14 protein-coding genes are annotated in these 16,383 nt (G+C 68.2%); 2 read left to right on the forward strand and 12 right to left on the reverse strand.

Annotation, left to right across the window (positions count from 1 at the left end):
• Window positions 1–23: 23 nt before the first annotated feature.
• The 12 genes from AC3WOH_RS07435 to AC3WOH_RS07490 form a co-directional block, all read right to left on the reverse strand.
• Window positions 24–1,055, reverse strand: coding sequence for a hypothetical protein (locus tag AC3WOH_RS07435; protein WP_492228716.1), 1,032 nt, complete (start codon window positions 1,053–1,055; stop codon window positions 24–26).
• Complete coding sequence (locus AC3WOH_RS07440) at window positions 1,052–1,699, reverse strand: PulJ/GspJ family protein (protein ID WP_492228717.1); 648 nt, start codon at window positions 1,697–1,699, stop codon at window positions 1,052–1,054. Before AC3WOH_RS07440 ends, AC3WOH_RS07435 begins: the two co-directional genes overlap by 4 nt.
• Window positions 1,696–2,232: a type IV pilus modification PilV family protein gene (locus AC3WOH_RS07445; RefSeq protein ID WP_492228718.1), complete on the reverse strand. Its 537-nt coding sequence runs from the start codon at window positions 2,230–2,232 to the stop codon at window positions 1,696–1,698. The genes AC3WOH_RS07440 and AC3WOH_RS07445 overlap by 4 nt, the downstream gene beginning before the upstream one ends.
• Window positions 2,210–2,686: a prepilin-type N-terminal cleavage/methylation domain-containing protein gene (locus AC3WOH_RS07450; protein ID WP_492228719.1), complete on the reverse strand. Its 477-nt coding sequence runs from the start codon at window positions 2,684–2,686 to the stop codon at window positions 2,210–2,212. Before AC3WOH_RS07450 ends, AC3WOH_RS07445 begins: the two co-directional genes overlap by 23 nt.
• 39 nt (window positions 2,687–2,725) lie before the next feature.
• Window positions 2,726–3,184: a type II secretion system major pseudopilin GspG gene (gspG, locus tag AC3WOH_RS07455; protein ID WP_184860406.1), complete on the reverse strand. Its 459-nt coding sequence runs from the start codon at window positions 3,182–3,184 to the stop codon at window positions 2,726–2,728.
• A gap of 31 nt (window positions 3,185–3,215) precedes the next feature.
• Window positions 3,216–4,415, reverse strand: coding sequence for a type II secretion system F family protein (locus AC3WOH_RS07460; RefSeq protein ID WP_492228720.1), 1,200 nt, complete (start codon window positions 4,413–4,415; stop codon window positions 3,216–3,218).
• Window positions 4,412–6,010, reverse strand: a complete 1,599-nt coding sequence (locus AC3WOH_RS07465) for a GspE/PulE family protein (protein WP_492228721.1) — start codon at window positions 6,008–6,010, stop codon at window positions 4,412–4,414. Before AC3WOH_RS07465 ends, AC3WOH_RS07460 begins: the two co-directional genes overlap by 4 nt.
• A gap of 257 nt (window positions 6,011–6,267) precedes the next feature.
• Entirely contained in the window at window positions 6,268–8,385 is a 2,118-nt protein-coding gene (gene priA, locus AC3WOH_RS07470) for a replication restart helicase PriA (RefSeq protein WP_492228722.1), read from the reverse strand.
• A gap of 1,567 nt (window positions 8,386–9,952) precedes the next feature.
• Window positions 9,953–10,141 (reverse strand): hypothetical protein, encoded by a 189-nt coding sequence (locus AC3WOH_RS07475; RefSeq protein WP_492228723.1) that lies wholly within the window; start codon window positions 10,139–10,141, stop codon window positions 9,953–9,955.
• 298 nt (window positions 10,142–10,439) lie between these two features.
• Window positions 10,440–11,555 carry a uroporphyrinogen decarboxylase gene (hemE, locus tag AC3WOH_RS07480; protein WP_492228724.1) on the reverse strand — a complete coding sequence of 372 codons (1,116 nt, stop codon included), beginning with the start codon at window positions 11,553–11,555 and terminating at the stop codon, window positions 10,440–10,442.
• A 180-nt stretch (window positions 11,556–11,735) separates the two neighbouring features.
• Entirely contained in the window at window positions 11,736–13,316 is a 1,581-nt protein-coding gene (locus AC3WOH_RS07485) for an MFS transporter (protein WP_492228725.1), read from the reverse strand.
• Between the two features lie 138 nt (window positions 13,317–13,454).
• Window positions 13,455–13,988, reverse strand: a complete 534-nt coding sequence (locus AC3WOH_RS07490; protein WP_492228726.1) for a MarR family winged helix-turn-helix transcriptional regulator — start codon at window positions 13,986–13,988, stop codon at window positions 13,455–13,457.
• Window positions 13,989–14,084: 96 nt separating this feature from the next.
• Here AC3WOH_RS07490 and AC3WOH_RS07495 point away from each other — a divergent pair, with 96 nt between their 5' ends.
• Both AC3WOH_RS07495 and AC3WOH_RS07500 read left to right on the forward strand, forming a co-directional pair.
• Window positions 14,085–15,038, forward strand: coding sequence for a tripartite tricarboxylate transporter substrate-binding protein (locus AC3WOH_RS07495; RefSeq protein ID WP_492228727.1), 954 nt, complete (start codon window positions 14,085–14,087; stop codon window positions 15,036–15,038).
• A gap of 9 nt (window positions 15,039–15,047) precedes the next feature.
• Window positions 15,048–16,379, forward strand: coding sequence for a sulfatase family protein (locus AC3WOH_RS07500; protein ID WP_492228728.1), 1,332 nt, complete (start codon window positions 15,048–15,050; stop codon window positions 16,377–16,379).
• The last annotated feature ends 4 nt before the right edge of the window (window positions 16,380–16,383 follow it).

Here is a 16,383-nt window from a genome sequence, read left to right on the forward strand (position 1 = left end):
TTCGGTCACAGGGCTGTATGCGGTCAGCGGGCGCTCACATCGACAACGGAGTCCACCACGCTGAACTTTCCGCCCTGCTGGACCAGGGTGGCCACCAGTGCTGCACCGGTGGGCCGGGCCCCTTCCAGGCGCAAGCGCGCGGTGACGGCCGTGGGCGGGCCCGCCATGTCGGCGGCGATCAGGCCCGTGCCGGCGGTCCATTGCTGGGCCAGGGCTGCCGTGATGGGCGTGCCCGAGCGGCGCATGGCGGTCAGCCGCTGCAGGTGCTCGTCCGTGAGATTGCCCAGGGTCCGCAGCAGCACGGGGGGCGTGGTGTCCAGCCGCACCTTGCGATTGCGTGTACCCACCACCAGCAGGTCCTGCAAACCCACGGGAACCTGGGTCGTGCCACCGCGCACCAGGGTGCGGGGTATCTCGTTCCAATCCAGCAATTCTCGCATGCTTGAAAATCCGGCCGTTCCGCGCGCGTCCATCACCCGGTTCTTGAACTCCATGGTCAGCAGCGCCAGTTCGCGTGCGCGCTCCGGGGCCGTGCCCAGCAAGGCATACAGGCGCTCCCATTCCTGGGCGGTCAGGTCGTTGGCGTCGGGCAGGCCGCTGGCGTCCTGCAGCTCGGCCGTGAAGGCCTGGCGGCCCAGCGTGGCCTCGTAGCGGGCCGTGGGCGTGGTGCCCGCGGCCGCCGCTGCCGCAGCGCCCCGGGCCGAGGGGGCCGTGCCGGGCGCCGCCGCGGGCGGGGCACCAGGCTCCGGCAGGCGCCACAGTGGCCAGTTGCGGCGCACGTCTTCGGGCAGGGGCGGATTGGCCCCCGCCACCGCCTGGGCGATGCCCAGCTGCAGGGCGGTGTAGGCCGCGGCGGACTGCAGGGCATAGCCTTCCTGCAGCGCGTCCTTCTCGCGGGCCAGCAGCTGCGCATCCAGGCGCAGCGAGACCGAGACGCCCAGCACCACCGTGGTCACCACGGCCATCAGACCCAGCGCGAACAGCAGGATGTAGCCGCGCTCCGGGCCGGCCCCGCCGAGGACGCGGCGGCGCTGCAATGGCGTGCGGCGGCTCATGGCGCACCTGCCTCGCTGCGGGCCTTGTACACCAGGGCCGGCATGTCGTCGCGCACGCCCGACAGGCCCATGCGCAGCAGGTCGGGCGGCTGGCGCGGTTGCTCCCACTTGGCCAGCCAGGTGGGGATGGGCTTGCCCTCGCGGTTGGGCAGGCGGGTGAGGTACGAGAACGCGCACATGCGCAGGCCCGAGGCCAGCACCTGGGTGTCCAGCAGGGTCGGGGTTTGCGGCCGCGCGGTGGTGTTGGCGGCGGTGGCGGGCGGCAGCGTCTTCACGCGGTGCACCAGTGCCATGGTGCTGCTGCCCTCGGCGGTTTCGCAGGCATATTCCACGCGCGCGATGGCCGGGCCCGTCCCGGGTGTGCCCATCACCGGGTGCAGGGTGTCGAACTCCAGCGTGGTGGCACTGCCCTTGACGGTGATGCCGCGCGTGGTCCATTCATGGCGCAGGATGCGTTCGGCCCCGCGCACCTCCTCGCGCGAGCGGGCGCGCTCGCCGTTGCGGCTGTAGGAGTCGAGCGCCGTGGACATGGCCGAGGCGCCGATCACGGCCACCACGGCCGAGATGGCGAGCGCCACCATCAGCTCCAGCAGCGTGAAGCCGCCCTGGATGCCTGGGAGGAGGGGGGCGTGCCGGCGCATCATGGCGTGGGCCGCACCGGGTTCTGGGGATTGTTCTGCGGGGTCGACGAGGTCGGCGCGGCGGCACCGCCTGCAGTGCGCTCGCCGGGCGGTGGCGGTGCCAGGCGGTAGCTGTTCAGGCGGTAGACCTGCTGGTTGCCCTTGGGGCCCCAGAAGACCTCGACCTCGACCTCTTCGATCTTTTGCCGGAAGGCAGGGATGCGCTCCTGCTGCGCGCGCGTCAGCGCCTCGAAGGGGCGCAGGTGGATGCGGTAGCCGAAATCGGTGCCTGCATAGCCCTGGTCCACGGCATCGTCGGCCACGGCGAAGCTGGGGTTGGCCAGGGCTTCGTCGAGCTTGGCCTGGGCCAGTGCCATGGCGGCCGTGTGGCCGTTGATCTTGTCGTCCAGGCGCGCCGTGCCCGAGATCGCGGTGAAGGCGATCGCCAGGCCAAAGCCGATCAGCACCATGGCCACCAGCACCTCCAGCAGCGTGAAGCCGTGCTGCAGGGCGCGGGGCCGGGCTGGCGACGGCCTACTGCTCGGTCGGCGCGGCATCGGTTCTTTCAATGCGCCCGCTGATGCGGGCCAGGCGGAATTGCTGCTGCACGCCCGTGGGCGTGCGCACCAAGAAGCTGGCTTCCTGCATGGTGCCATCGGGGTAGAAGACCAGGGGCAGGGATTCCTCGTCGGTGCTGCGGGCAGCCACGGTGCGCAAGCGGGGCGCTGCCGTGGCGACGAAGCGGTAGCGGTCCGGCAGCTCCAGCACATTGCTGCCGGCCAAGGCGATGCGCCCCGATTCGAAGAACAGCGTGGCTTCCACCGCGCGGCCACCGAGCACCGCGCGGTTGCGCAGGCGCTTGAGCTCCTGCTGCGTGCGGTCGAGCCAGCGGCGCTCCTCGGCGCGGCCGGCCAACTGGTCCACCGAGACCATGGCCAGGCCCGTGCCGATGCCTACCAGCACCAGCACCAGCAGCAGTTCGAGCAGCGTGAATCCGGCGGTCTTTTTCATGCTCATGCGCAGCAACCGCACGGCGTCCCGAGGACGGATTTATTCCCAGCTGCGGATATCGGCGTCGTCGCCCGAGCCGCCTTCCTTGCCGTCGGCGCCCAGGGACGAAAGCTCGTAGTCGCTCTTCTCGCCCGGTGCGCGGTAGACATAGCTGTTGCCCCAGGGGTCCTTGTCCACCTTCTTCTTGAGGTAGGGGCCGCGCCAGCGGGCGGCCTCGGCGGCGTCGGCGGGCTTCTCCGACAGGGCGGCGATGCCCTGCTCGGTGCTCGGGTAGCGCGACATGTCCAGGCGGTAGGTGTCCATGGCGGCGCCCAGCATCTCGATCTGGGTGCGCGCGGCCTTGACCTTGGAGGCGTCGAGCTGGCCGAACAGGCGCGGGCCGACCAGCGAGGCCAGCAGGCCCAGGATGACCATGACGATCAGCAGTTCGATCAGCGTGAAGCCGCCAGCGCGGCGCAGCGCGGGCTTGCGGGAGGGGTGCTTGAAGGGAATGTGCATGAAAAACCTACTTACTACGTCACTTGTTCATTTACAGGGGCATGTCGTTGATCGAGAAGATCGCGGTCAGCATGGACACCACGATGGTGCCGATCAGCCCGCCCATCACCAGGATCATCACGGGCTCGAACAGGGCCACCAGGTTGCGGGTGGCCTTCTGGATGTCCTTCTCATACTGGTCGGCCACCTTCACGAGCATGGCATCGAGCGCGCCCGACTCCTCCCCCACCGCGGCCAGCTGGCCCAGCAGCCGGGGAAAGAACGGGTCGGCACGCACCGGGGCCGACACGCCCTTGCCCTCTTGCACGGCGCGCACCAGCCGGTCCAGCGCCTTGCGCAAGGGGATGTGCTCGGTCAGCTCGCGCACGATGCGCATGCCGGTGAGTATCGGAACCCCGCTGGCCAATAGAGTTCCCCAGGTGCGGCAGACATGGGCCAGCTGGATCTTGAGCAGCAGCGGACCCAGGATGGGCATGCGCAGCAGCAGCAGTTGCCAGCGCTCGCGCCATTTCTCGTCGCGCAGGGCCATCACAAAGGCGGTGAGGGCCACGGCGATCACCCCCAGGATGTACAGGCCATAGGCCTTGAGGAAGTCGCCGGTGCCGATCAGGATGGCCGCCGCGGTGGGCAGTTCCTGGTGCATGTCGGTGAAGATCTGGCCGAACTTGGGCAGCACGAACACCGTGAGCCCGAGCAGCGCGCTCACGCCGAAGAAGAACAGCAGCACCGGGTAGATGGACGAGGTGATGAGGAACGAGCGGAACTCGATGCTGCGCGTGTAGAACTCCACCAGCCGCTGCATCACCACAGGCAGCACGCCGCCTTCTTCACCCGCGCGCACCATGTTCACGTACAGGCGCGGGAACACCGAGGGGTGGCGCATGAAGGCATCGCCCAGCGAATTGCCCTTTTCCACATCCACCACCACGGCCTGCATCACGCCGCGAAAGAACGGCTGCTCGATGCTGCTCTGGCAGATGTGCAGCGCCCGGTCCAGCGGCAGGCCGGCGTCGAGCAAAGTGAGCAGTTGCTCCGTCATGGCCAGCACATGCTTGATGCCCACGCGCTTGCTGCCGCCGCCGAGCGAGGCGGTCCAGTTGATGCCCGGCGCTGCGGGCTTCGGGTCGGACGCAGGCGGCAGGTACGGCGCAGGATCCGCAGGCAGTGGGCTGCCGGTATCGACCGGATTCCCCTGGCTGGCAGTACCCGCAGACCCCGGGCGCGGCCTCACGTCATCTCCTGGCGCGTGACCCGCGCCAGCTCTTCGAGCGTGGTGATGCCGGCCAGCACCTTGCTGATGCCGTCGGCGCGCATGGTGCGCACACCCTGCTCGATGGCCTTGCGGCGCACGCCTTCGGCCGGCATCTTCTGGATGATGGCTTCCTTGATCGCCGTGGTCATGGGCAGCATCTCGTAGATGCCCGTGCGGCCGATGTAGCCCGACTGGCCGCAGTGATGGCAGCCCTTGCCGTGGAACAGCTCGGTCACCTGGTGGGCCTGCACGCCCTCTTCGGCCAGGAACAGCAGGTCGGCCGAGGTGGGCGTGGTGCTTTCCTTGCAGTGCGGGCAGATCACGCGCACCAGGCGCTGCGCCACGATGAGCACCACCGAGGAGGCGATCAGGTAGCTCTCCACCCCCATCTCCATGAGGCGGTGGGGCGCGCCGAACGAGTCGTTGGTGTGCAGGGTCGAGAACACCAGGTGGCCCGTGAGGGCTGACTGGATGGAGATCTCGGCCGTCTCGCGGTCGCGGATTTCGCCGACCATGATGATGTCCGGGTCCTGCCGCACGATGGAGCGCAGTGCGCTCGCAAAGGTCAGGTCGATCTGCGACTTGACCTGGATCTGGTTGATGCCGTCGATCTGGTACTCGACCGGGTCTTCGACCGTGATGATCTTGTTGCCCGGCAGGTTCACCTGGCCCAGCGAAGCGTACAGCGTGCTGGTCTTGCCGCTGCCGGTGGGGCCGGTCACGAGGATCATGCCGTGTGGCTGCACGATGGCGGCCTCCAGCATGGCCAGCGCCTCGGCGTTCAGGCCGAGCGACTCCATGCCCATCATTCCCGGGCCCTGGTCCAAGAGGCGGATGACCATGCTTTCGCCGTACACCGTGGGCACGGTGGAGACGCGCATGTCGATCTGGCGGCCACCCACTTCCATCTTCATGCGGCCGTCCTGGGGCAGGCGGCGCTCGGCGATGTTCATCTTGGCGCGCAGCTTCAGGTGCGAGATGGACGCGGTGTACATGCGCCGCGGCGGCGATTCGGCGTCGAACAGTACGCCGTCGATGCGGTAGCGCACGCGGAACTTCTGCTGGCTGACTTCCAGGTGCAGGTCGGAGGCGCGGCTTTCCACGGCGCGCAGCAGCAGCGACTGCACCAGGCGCACTACGGGGGCGTCTTCGGCCAGGGCCTTCAGGGTTTCGAGGTCGTCGTCGGGGTTCTCCGAGCCGCCCGCATTCTCGTCGTCGAAGGCGGCCAGGCTGGCGTTCTCGGGCCGGTAGACCTGGTCCAGCCCCGAATGGATCCACATGCGCGGCGCCAGGTGCAGGCGCGTGGGCACGGTGAAGAACTGCTTCAGGGCATCGAGCGCGGCCAGCTGCACCGGCACGCTGGAGGCGATGTGCACCGCCTCGTCCGTCACCGAGAAGGGCAGCAGCGAGTTGGTGCGCAGAAAGGCCGGCGACAGCCCCTCGATGGGCGAAACATCCTGCAGCCCGTGGGCCATGGTGTTGAGCAGCGGCACCTTGAGGTTGCGCGCGAACTGGGCCAGAAGCTCGGCTTCCTGGTTGCCGGCGTCATCGGTGCCGATGGGGAGACTGCTCATAGTTACGGTGGGGGTGGCCTGTTCGGCGCGGGGGCATGGGGTGAAAAATGGGGGTAGCCAGCGGCCCATGGCCTGCAGGATGGGCGCAGGACGGCCCGTTCAGCCACAGGCCGGGGGTGTTCTGGCACCACCCGGCATTGTAGTTTGTTCGCATTTCCCGGGGCACCCCCTGCATGGGTGGGCTTGTGGCGGAGTGCGTAACAAACACCAATGCGTGTTAATGGCCGTGCCTGGGCGCCGCTCTGGGGGGCGGGGCTTCAGATCACCAGGGGGTCCACGTCCACCAGCCAGCGGATCAGGCCCCGGTGGGCTGGGTCGCCCCGCGTGGCGTGCAGCACCGGGTGCCAGGCCGCCAGGAAGCGCTGCAGCGCCGCGCGGCTCCCGCTTTCCAACAGCATCTGGGCACGTTCCACATTGGCCACCCGCTGGATGGTCAGTGGCACGGGCGGGTACAGGGTGACATGGGCGAGGCCCGGCAGGTCCTGCTCGCGCGCGGCGGCGCTGGCCGCGGTCAGGAAGGCCTGGGCCACCTCCTGGGTGCGGGCATCGGCCCGCACCAGGGCCTGGTAGGCAAAGGGGGGCATGCCCGCCTCCTGGCGCTCGGCCAGCTGCTGGGCGGCGAAGGCCGGGTAGTCGTGGCGGCGCAGCGCCTCGAACACCGCATGCTGCGGGTGGTAAGTCTGCACCCACATCTCGCAGGGGGCTCCGCCCTGGGCAGCCATGTAGGCGGCATCGCGCCCGGCGCGCCCGCCGGCCTGCATCAGCAGTGCGAACAGCCGCTCGGCCGAGCGAAAGTCGCTGGAGAACAGCGCCCCGTCGGGCTGCACGGCCGCCACCAGGGTGATGCGGCGAAAGTCGTGGCCCTTGGCAATCATCTGTGTGCCCACGAGCACGTCCACCTCGCCCGCATGCACCTGGGCCAGCTGGGTCTCCAGCGCGCCCTTGGCCTTGGTGGTGTCGGCATCGATGCGGGCGATGCGCGCGGGTGCGCCATCGGGCCGCAGCACCTCGGACAGCAGGCCGGCGAGCTGCTCCTCCAGCTGCTCCGTGCCCCGGCCCATGGACTGGATATCGGGGCTGCCGCAGGTGGGGCAGTGGCGCGGCACGCGCACGGTGTAGCCGCAGTGGTGGCAGCGCAGGGTGCGGTCGGTCTTGTGGAACACCTGGTGGGCGCTGCAGTGCGGGCAGTCGCTCTTCCAGCCGCAGTCGGCGCAGTGCAGCACCGGGGCGTAGCCACGGCGGTTGAGCAGCACCATGCACTGCTCGCCGCGCTGCACCCGTTCGGTGATGGCCGCCAGCAGCGGCGCGGTGAACACTGCGCGCTTGGGCTGCTGGTTCATGTCCACGCGCCGCACGCGCGGCAGTTGCCCGGCACCGATGCGGCTGGGCATGTGCAGCCGCAGGTAGCGGCCGCCTTCGGGGTCCTCGGGGGTCGGCGGGCGGCTCGCGTGCCAGCTTTCCAGCGAAGGCGTGGCCGAGCCTAGCAGCACCTTGGCGCCCTGCTCGCGTCCGCGCCAGATGGCCAGGTCGCGCGCGGAGTAGCGCGCGCCTTCCTGCTGCTTGTAACTGGGGTCATGCTCCTCGTCCACGACGACCAGGCGCAGCCCCGGCAGGCTGGCGAACACCGCCATGCGCGTGCCCAGCACGATGCGCGCGGCGCCGCTGTGCGCGGCCAGCCAGCTCTTGAGGCGCTGCGGGTTGGTCATGCCGCTGTGCAGCGAGACCACCGCCTGCGGTCCGAAGCGCTGGGTGAAGCGCTCCTCCAGCTGGGGCGTGAGGTTGATCTCGGGCACCATCACCAGGGCCTGGGCCGTGGGGTCGGCGTCCAGCGCCTCCTGCACGCAGCGCAGGTAGACCTCGGTCTTGCCGCTGCCGGTACTGCCGAACAGCACGAACGGGCCTTTTTCGGCCGCGATCTGCGCGCGCGCGCTTTCCTGCTCGGGCGTCAGCGCCACTGTGGGCATGTCCTGGCCGGTGCCTCCGGCGGGTGTGGCCGGCCGGCGCAGGCGCCGGGCCAGCTGTTCCGGGCCCAGGTCGCGCAACTGGGGGGGCAGGGCGGCCAGTGCCACCTCGCCGAGTGCACGCTGGTAGTAGCGCGCGGCAAATCCCACAAGCCGGCGCCACGGCGCGTCGAGCGGTGCCACGCCGGCCAGCACCCCGGCGATGGGGCGCATGGTCGCGCTCTCGGGCAGCTCCCCGGTGGCTTCGTCCGCATCCCAGACCACGCCCAGCACTTCGCGGGTGCCAAAGGGCACCCGCACCAGCGTCCCTGGTGGCAGGGGCTCGGGGCTGGAGTAGCTCAGCAGATCGCCCACGCCACTGTGCGAGGGCGCGTGCAGGGCGACTTGGACGATGGAGGCGGCAGCAGTCTGCAAGGTGTGGGGGCGATCCGGGGCGCAGGGCCGCCGCAGGGGAGGGGCGGGCGACCGGGAATCCTACGCGAATCCGCCAGGCCTGCGGCCCGCACGGGAGGGCGTCCTGGTACCTCTGATTCTTCATGTGCTCTGGCGGTTTCAGGGCTAAGTGCTTGAATGGATTCGGCTTTCCAAGTCATCCCACGAATCTGTGGATAACTTTGTTGACATCCTGTCTTCACCCCGCGCGGAGCCGCATGGATGCTGGGTCTCAACAGAATGCCTGTCAAAACGGCAGGGTCAAAAAATCCATATGAATCAATGATCTGAAGATTTTTCGGGGGATTTTCTGTGCTAGGCCGGGACGCCTGGTTTTTGCTGCGCCGCATCACGTTTTGTGTGCATAAGTGCAATGGGCGTGCTGCGTCAAGAGGGCATTGCCGGTGTCCCTGGGCCTGGGCGCTGGCGGGAGATGTCCACTGATTTCTCCGATTCCTCTTGCAAGTGCTTGATTTGGCGAGGTTTTTGCAGGAAGTTCAAAAAATCTGTGGATAACTTTGTTGATATCCCCTGTGTGCAGCCCGCCGGGCCTTGCCAATGCGTGCTTTCGGTAGGTTGCCTGTCAAAAGGGCAGCCCATGGATCTCCATACAAATCAATTACTTAGCGCGCTCGTTGAACGACGTTTCCTGGCGGGCGGTGGGTCATTGAATTTTTTCATCGGTGCGCTGCCAGTGTGTACAACCCAGACTATGTCGCCCCCAGGGGGGCACGGTCTCCTCCTTTGGTATGGCGTTGGGCGAAGGCGCCAAGGCACTTCCTGGCGACCCCGGCGTCGGCGGGCTTGGCGATCCGCCCGGTGCGCCAGGTCGGGTGTTGCCCCTCTATCCCACAGTTTGTGTGGATAACTTTGTTGACATCCTGTAACGAGTCGGCGGAGACCCGCATGGAGACTGGGTGCCAACGGAATGCCTGCAAAAGCAGCAGGGCCAAAAAAATCCATATGAATCAATGATCTGAAGATTTTTGGGGTGTTTTTTCGTGCTAGGGCTGGGCAGGCTGCGCTGGCGCCGGTGCATCGCTCGGCATGTGCACAAGTGGGGTGGCCTGGGGCCGCCAGGAGGGCATTGGAAGCCCCGCCGGCATGGCGGGGGTGCTCGTCGATGCTTGCGATGCGCTTCGCAGCTGCTGGATTCATGGTCGGCGCCCAAGAAATCCCGCAATTCTGTGGATAAGTTTGTTGGTATCCCCTGCATGCTGCCCGCAAACCCTTGCTGGTGCTGGCTTTGGCCGGATTGCACTGCAAAAGAGCAGGCGGTGGGCTGGGCAAGGAACACGGTGTGGGAGGGGCACCCACTGGGCCGTTTTTCGACAGGCCGGAGGGTCCAGCCCCTCCCCGATGCACTGTCTCGGGGACAGCGTGGGCATTGCTCCGGCCGGCCTGCGCGATGCAGCGCCGTTGGGGGGACGGGACGCTTACCGCAGCGTCGTTTGCCAAGTCATCCCATGATTTTGTGGATAACTTTGTTGACATCCTGTCTCCAGTGCGCTGCAGGCCGCATGGATAGTGGGCTTCAACGGAATGCCTGTCAAAGTGGCAGTGCGAAAAAATCCATATGAATCAATGATCTGAAGAATTTTCCTGGCCTTTCCTGTGCTAGGCCCATGCCGCTGGCTTTTGCGGCGTCGCCCTGCCGTTCGTGTGCATAAGTGCAGTCGGCGGGCTTCGTCAAGAGGACATTGACCGCCAATTGGGCATCGGCGGCGTAGGACAACATCCACTGATTTCTGCAGTTGTCGGCGCAAGTGGTTGATTTGTCATGGGTTTTTCACAAAGTCCCAAAAATCTGTGGATAACTTTGTTGATATTCCCTGCGTTCGGCCTGCCAGCCCTTGCAAAACCGTGCTTTCGCTGGATTGCCCGGCAAACAGGCAGGTGCAGAACCCCTATATAAATCAAGCACTTGCGTGTGCGTACAAACAAAAGGCCGTTCCATGGACGGCCCGATTGATTTTTTTGTGGATGCACCGCTTGTGTGCACAACCTCGGCTATTTCCAAGGCCTGGGCGGGCTTGTCAGCCCCCGCGGCGCTGGTTGCGCGAATGGCTGTGCACCGCTTCCACCAGTGCGGCCACATGCTCGGGTGGCGTGAACTGGCTGATGCCATGGCCCAGGTTGAAGATGTGGGTCGGGCCGGTGGTGGCGCGGTCGGTGTGGGGCGTGCCGAAGCTGTCCAGCACCTGGCGCACCTGCCCGGCGATCTGCTCAGGCGGTGCGAACAGCACATTGGGATCGATGTTGCCCTGCAGCGCCTTGCCCGGGCCGCCCACGGCGCCGCCCACCAGCGCGCGGGCGCGTCCCAGGTTGGCCGTCCAGTCCAGGCCCAGCACTTCGCAGTCCAGGGGCTTCATGTCTTCGAGCCACAGGGCGCCGCCCTTGGTGAAGACGATGCGCGGCACGTCGGTACCGTCCACGCCCGTGCGCTTGAGCTGCGCCAGCACGCGCGCCGTATAGGCCAGGCTGAACTCCTGGAAGGCGCCATCGGCCAGCACGCCGCCCCAGCTGTCGAACACCATCACGGCCTGCGCGCCGGCATCGATCTGGGCGTTCAGGTAGGCGGCCACGGCATCGGCATTGGTGGCCAGGATGCGGTGCATCAGGTCCGGGCGCGCATACATCAGGCTCTTGACCAGGCGGTAGTCGTCGCTCCCCTTGCCTTCCACCATGTAGCAGGCCAGGGTCCAGGGGCTGCCCGAGAAGCCGATCAGCGGCACGCGGCCGTTCAAAGCCTTGCGGATGCTGGTCACGGCATCGAACACATAGCGCAGCTTGTCCATGTCGGGCACGGCCAGCTCGGCCACGGCGGCCTCGTCGCGCACCACCTTGGCAAAGCGCGGGCCCTCGCCCTCGGCGAACGACAGGCCCAGGCCCATGGCGTCGGGCACGGTGAGGATGTCGCTGAACAAAATGGCCGCGTCCAGCGGAAAGCGTTCCAGGGGCTGCAGCGTGACCTCGGTCGCGTAGTCCACATTGGTCGCCAGGCCCATGAAGCTGCCGGCCTGGGCGCGCGTGGCCTTGTACTCGGGCAGGTAGCGGCCCGCCTGGCGCATCAGCCACAGGGGCGTGTAGTCGGTGGCCTGGCGGCGGCAGGCGCGCAGGAAGGTGTCGTTGGAGAGGGGGGCGAAGCTCATCCCCCGATTGTGGCAGGGCCTGGAAACTGGACTGAATCGCCTGTGCAGGTGTCGCGGATGTTTGAACAAGGCTGGCCGCGGCCAGGGGCGCTGCCCTGCCAGCGCCACCGTGGATCCGGCTTTGCCGGCCCACCGGAGGCGTCCCCCTCAGGGGGAAGACGCGAAGCGGCTCAGGGGGAGCTATCTTTCTGCGATGTAGTGGGACATGCGAACTACCTCTCCAGGGGCGAGGAAGGCGCGCACCTCGGTCTCCAGCGCCTGGTCGGCCATGGTGGCGCGGGCGCGCTGGTGCAGGTAGTCGGCCCAGGATTCGACGATGAAGCGTTCTACATAGCGCGAGGGGTCGCCCAGGTCCTTGTACACGCGCCAGAAGGTGGCGCCATCGCGCCGGCGCGGGGCCTTCATGCGGCTGATGGTGTCCAGGAAGGCGGTGTCCGAACCCTCGGCGATGCGGTAGCTCACTTCCACGGCCACGGGGCCTGCTTCGGGCAGGGGTTCGGCCTCGATGAACAGCTCGTCCCAGGGCGTGGCCTGGGTCACCTCGTGCAGGGCGCCCATGCGCAGTGGCATGGGGCGCGCCAGCAGCAGGCCGATCCCCATGCAGGCGGCCGCGGCGACCAGGGTGGGGGCCAGGCCCACGATGTCCGACGCCGCGCCCCAGATGGCCGAGCCCATGGCGAAGGCACCCAGGGCGGTCACCATGTGCATGGCCACGGCGCGCGAACGCACCCAGGGCGGCGCGCTGGCCTGGGTGGCGGTGTTGAAGGTGGACATGGCCGACATCCAGGCCGCGCCGCCGAGCATCATGGCCAGGTAGACCACGATGGCGGTGTGCGAGAACGCAGCCACCAGCATGGCGCCCGCGAACACCACGCAGGCGGCGTTGACGATGACCTCCAGCCCGAAGCGCGCACGCAGCTTGCCGATGACCAGGCCCACGGCCACAGCCCCTGTGCCCAGGCAGCCCATGAGCAGGCCGAAGCCCTGGGCCCCCGCGCCCAACTGGCGCTGGGCGATCACGGGCAGCAGGGCCCACAGGGCTGAGCCGGCGGCGCTGAAGGCCGTCACGCGCACCAGCTGCGCCAGGATCATGTGCGAATGCCAGGCAAAGCGCAGGCCGCTCAGGGTGCCGCCCCACAGCCGTTCGGCCGGCAGCCGGGTGGGGGCATGCGGGCGCGGCGGCCAGCGCCGGATGGACTCCCACATCACCAGGGTGGTGGCGGCCGCGATGGCGAACACCCAGCCCGCCCCGAGTTGCGCGAACACCAGGCCGGCCAGTGTGGGACCCACGGCGCGCGCCGCGTTGTAGGCGATGCTCACCGCGGTGATGGCCTGGGGCCACTCGTCGCGCGGCACCGGGTCGATGACCGAGGAGTTCCAGGCCGGGGTGAGCACCGCCGTGCAGCAGCCGCAGACGAACACCAGGAACAGCACCGAGGCCGGCCCGCCCTTGCCAAAGAGCACCAGCAGCGCCAGCAGGCTGCAGGCCGCGATCTGCGCCAGCAGCGCCCCGGAGATGAGCCGGCGCCGGTCCGTGGTGTCGGCCAGCACCCCGGCCGGCAGCGCCAACAGGAACATGGGCATGAACACGGCCGTCTGCACCAGCGCGGCCAGGAAGGAGGAGCCCGACAACTCCACCATCAGCCAGGCGGCCGCCATGGTCTGCATGCCGCTGCCGATGAAGAACACCCCCCCGCAGATCCACAGGCCCCGGAAAGCAGGTTGGCGCAGCGGACTCCAGAGCGAGGTGGACGAGGACATGGATGGCGTGGGGAGCGTATCTATTGGAAGAAAGGAGGGCGCGCAACGCCCCGTTGCCACAGGATAGCGGTACCCGCGGTGTTCCGGCGCGCCAAAGTCCGTTTTTCCTGTACGGCGGCCAATGGCGTGGGTGCGCCGCTACTCCGGCTGGCGTCCCCCGCGCAGCCGGTAGGTGCGCGGCACATCGGTGCGGGTGGCCACCAGGGCCTCGGCCTGTTGCTGCATGCGCGCAAGGCTGGTGTCGAGCGTGTCGAGTGCCTGGGCATCGAGCCCGGTCAGCAGGGCCTGGTTGAGCGCCTTGATCTGCGGGAACAGCGCGTCGTGCAGTGCCTGCCCTGCCGGGGTGAGCATCAGCTGGGCCTGGCGCCGGTCCCCGGGCATGGCTTCGCGCGTGATGAGCTTCTTGCCCAGGAGCGAGGTGATGGCGCGCGAGGTGCGTGCCCGGTCCAACCCCAGGCGTTCGGCCAGCTCGGCCGGCGGCATGCCCGGGCGCTCGGCCAGCCACATGAGCAGGCCCCACTCGCGCCGGGTGATGCCGTAGCCGCCCTCGCACAGGCGCACCACCAGGCTGCCGGCCACGGCCAGCAGGCGGTTGAGCCGGTACATCAGCAAATGCCGGGCGGCTTCGGGGTCGGCCAGCCGCAGGGCGTCGGTGGGCTGCGGGTCGGGCATCAGGGTAATTCCGGGCAATGGTTGTTTAGATCAATCGATTGTGGCCCTTCTACAGTGCGGCATTTCTTCTATCCTTATTCGTTCGGGAGCATTGCCATGTGGAAACCCCTCGCCTCCGTGTTCACTGCCGTGCTGGCGCTTTCGGCCGCGCTGGCCCAGGCGCAGGAGGCACCGCTGCGCATCATCGTGGGCTATGCACCCGGCGGCTCCAGCGACCGCGTGGCCCGCATCGTGGCCGACAAGCTCCAGGCCAAACTCGGCTCGCCCGTGATCGTGGAGAACCGCACCGGTGCCGGCGGCCGCCTCTCGGCCCAGGCCGTCAAGGCTGCGCCGGCCAACCAGCCCGCGCTGCTGCTGGCCAACCCGGCCGTGATGCTGGTCGCGCCGCTGGTGTTCCCCGACGCGGGCTATGACGCCGAGCGCGATTTCCGCCCCGTGAGCCACGTCAACAGCTACGAGTTCGGCGTGGCCGTCTCGGCCGCCGTGCCGGTGCGCGAGCTGCCCCACCTGGTCGCCTGGCTGCGCGCCAACCCCGACAAGGCCAACTTCGGCGTGCCCGCCACGGGCAGCTTGCCGCATTTCTTCGGCCTCATGGTGGGCGATGCCGCCAAGGTCAGCGCCGAGGTGGTCGGCTACCGCGGCTCGGCCCCGCTGCTCAACGACCTGATCGGCGGCCAGGTGCCCGTGGCCTTCGACACTTTCGACACCCTGCTGCCCCAGCACGAGGCCGGCAAGATCCGCATCCTGGCCGTGTCCAGCGCCAAGCGCAGCCCGCTCGATGCCAAGATCCCCACCTTCAAGGAAGGCGGCCTGGACCTGGCCGCCACGGGCTGGAACACCTTCTTCGCCCCCATGAGCATGCCCAAGGCGCAGGCCGAGCGCCTGGCCGGCTTGATCAACGAGGTGATGAAGGACCCCGACACCCGCCGCAAGTTCGAGGCCGCCAAGATGGAGCCCGTGGCCAGCACCATGGCCCAGACCGAAGCCATGCTCAAGGCCTACCGCGCGCAGTGGGCGCCCGTGGTGCAACGCTCCGGCTTCAAGCCCTGAAACATCGCCATGAGCCATCCACGTCCCAACATCATCTTCATCGTCGCCGACGACCTGGGCTATGCCGACCTGGGCTGCTACGGCGGGCGCGAGGCCGCCTTCGGCCCCGTCTCGCCCGTGCTCGACGGCCTGGCCGCGCAGGGCCTCAAGCTCACCCAAGGCTATTCGAACTCGCCTGTGTGCTCGCCCACCCGCTTCGGTTTGATGACGGCGCGCTACCAGTACCGCCTGCGCGGCGCGGCCGAAGAGCCCATCAACAGCAAGAGCCGGGGCAGCAGCACGCTGGGCCTGCCGCCCTCGCACCCCACGCTGCCCTCGCTGCTGCGCGCTGGCGGCTACCGCACGGCGCTCATGGGCAAGTGGCACCTGGGTTACCCGCCGGCCTTCGGGCCGCTGCAATCGGGCTACGAGGAGTTCTTCGGCCCCATGTCGGGCGGGGTGGACTACTTCACGCACTGCAGTTCTGCGGGCCACCACGACTTGTACCTGGGCGAAGCCGAGCAGCAGGAGGACGGCTACCTCACCGACCTGATCACCGACCACGCGCTCGACTTCGTGGAGCGCATGGCGCCCGGCGCGCAGGCCGGCACCCCCTTCTTCCTGAGCCTGCACTACACGGCGCCGCACTGGCCCTGGGAGACGCGCGACGACGCAGCACTGGCCGAGGAGGTGCGCCAGAACCTGTTCCACCTGCACGGCGGCAACATCGAGACCTACCGCCGCATGATCCACCACATGGACGAGGGCATCGGCCGCATCATGGACGCGCTTGCCCGCCATGGGGTGGACCGCGACACCCTGGTGGTCTTCACCAGCGACAACGGCGGCGAGCGCTTCTCGGACAACTGGCCCCTGGTGGGCGGCAAGATGGACCTGACCGAGGGCGGCATCCGCGTGCCCTGGATCGCCCATTGGCCCGCGGTGATCGCGCCGGGCGGCGAAAGCGTGCACAGCTGCATGACCATGGACTGGTCCGCCACCATGCTCGACGCGGCCGGCGTGGCGGCCGATGCCGACTACCCGCTGGACGGCGTCTCGCTGATGCCCCTGCTGCGCGATGCCGCGTGGGACTGCGAGCGCCCCCTGTTCTGGCGCATGAACCACCGCGGCCAGCGTGCCATGCGCCTGGGCGAGTGGAAGTACCTGCGCGTGGACGGCAACGACTATTTGTTCAACCTGGCCGACGACGAGCGCGAACGCGCCAACCGCGCGAAGGTGGAGCCGGAGCGACTGGCGTCTATGCGCGCGGCATGGGAGGCGTGGAACGCCACCATGCCGGCCATCCCGGAAGACGCGACCGTGAGCCTGGGCTACTCCGTGAAGGACATGCCCCAGCGATAGCCCT

The sequence above is a fragment of the Acidovorax sp. FW305-C-20-28 genome, assembly GCF_058783375.1.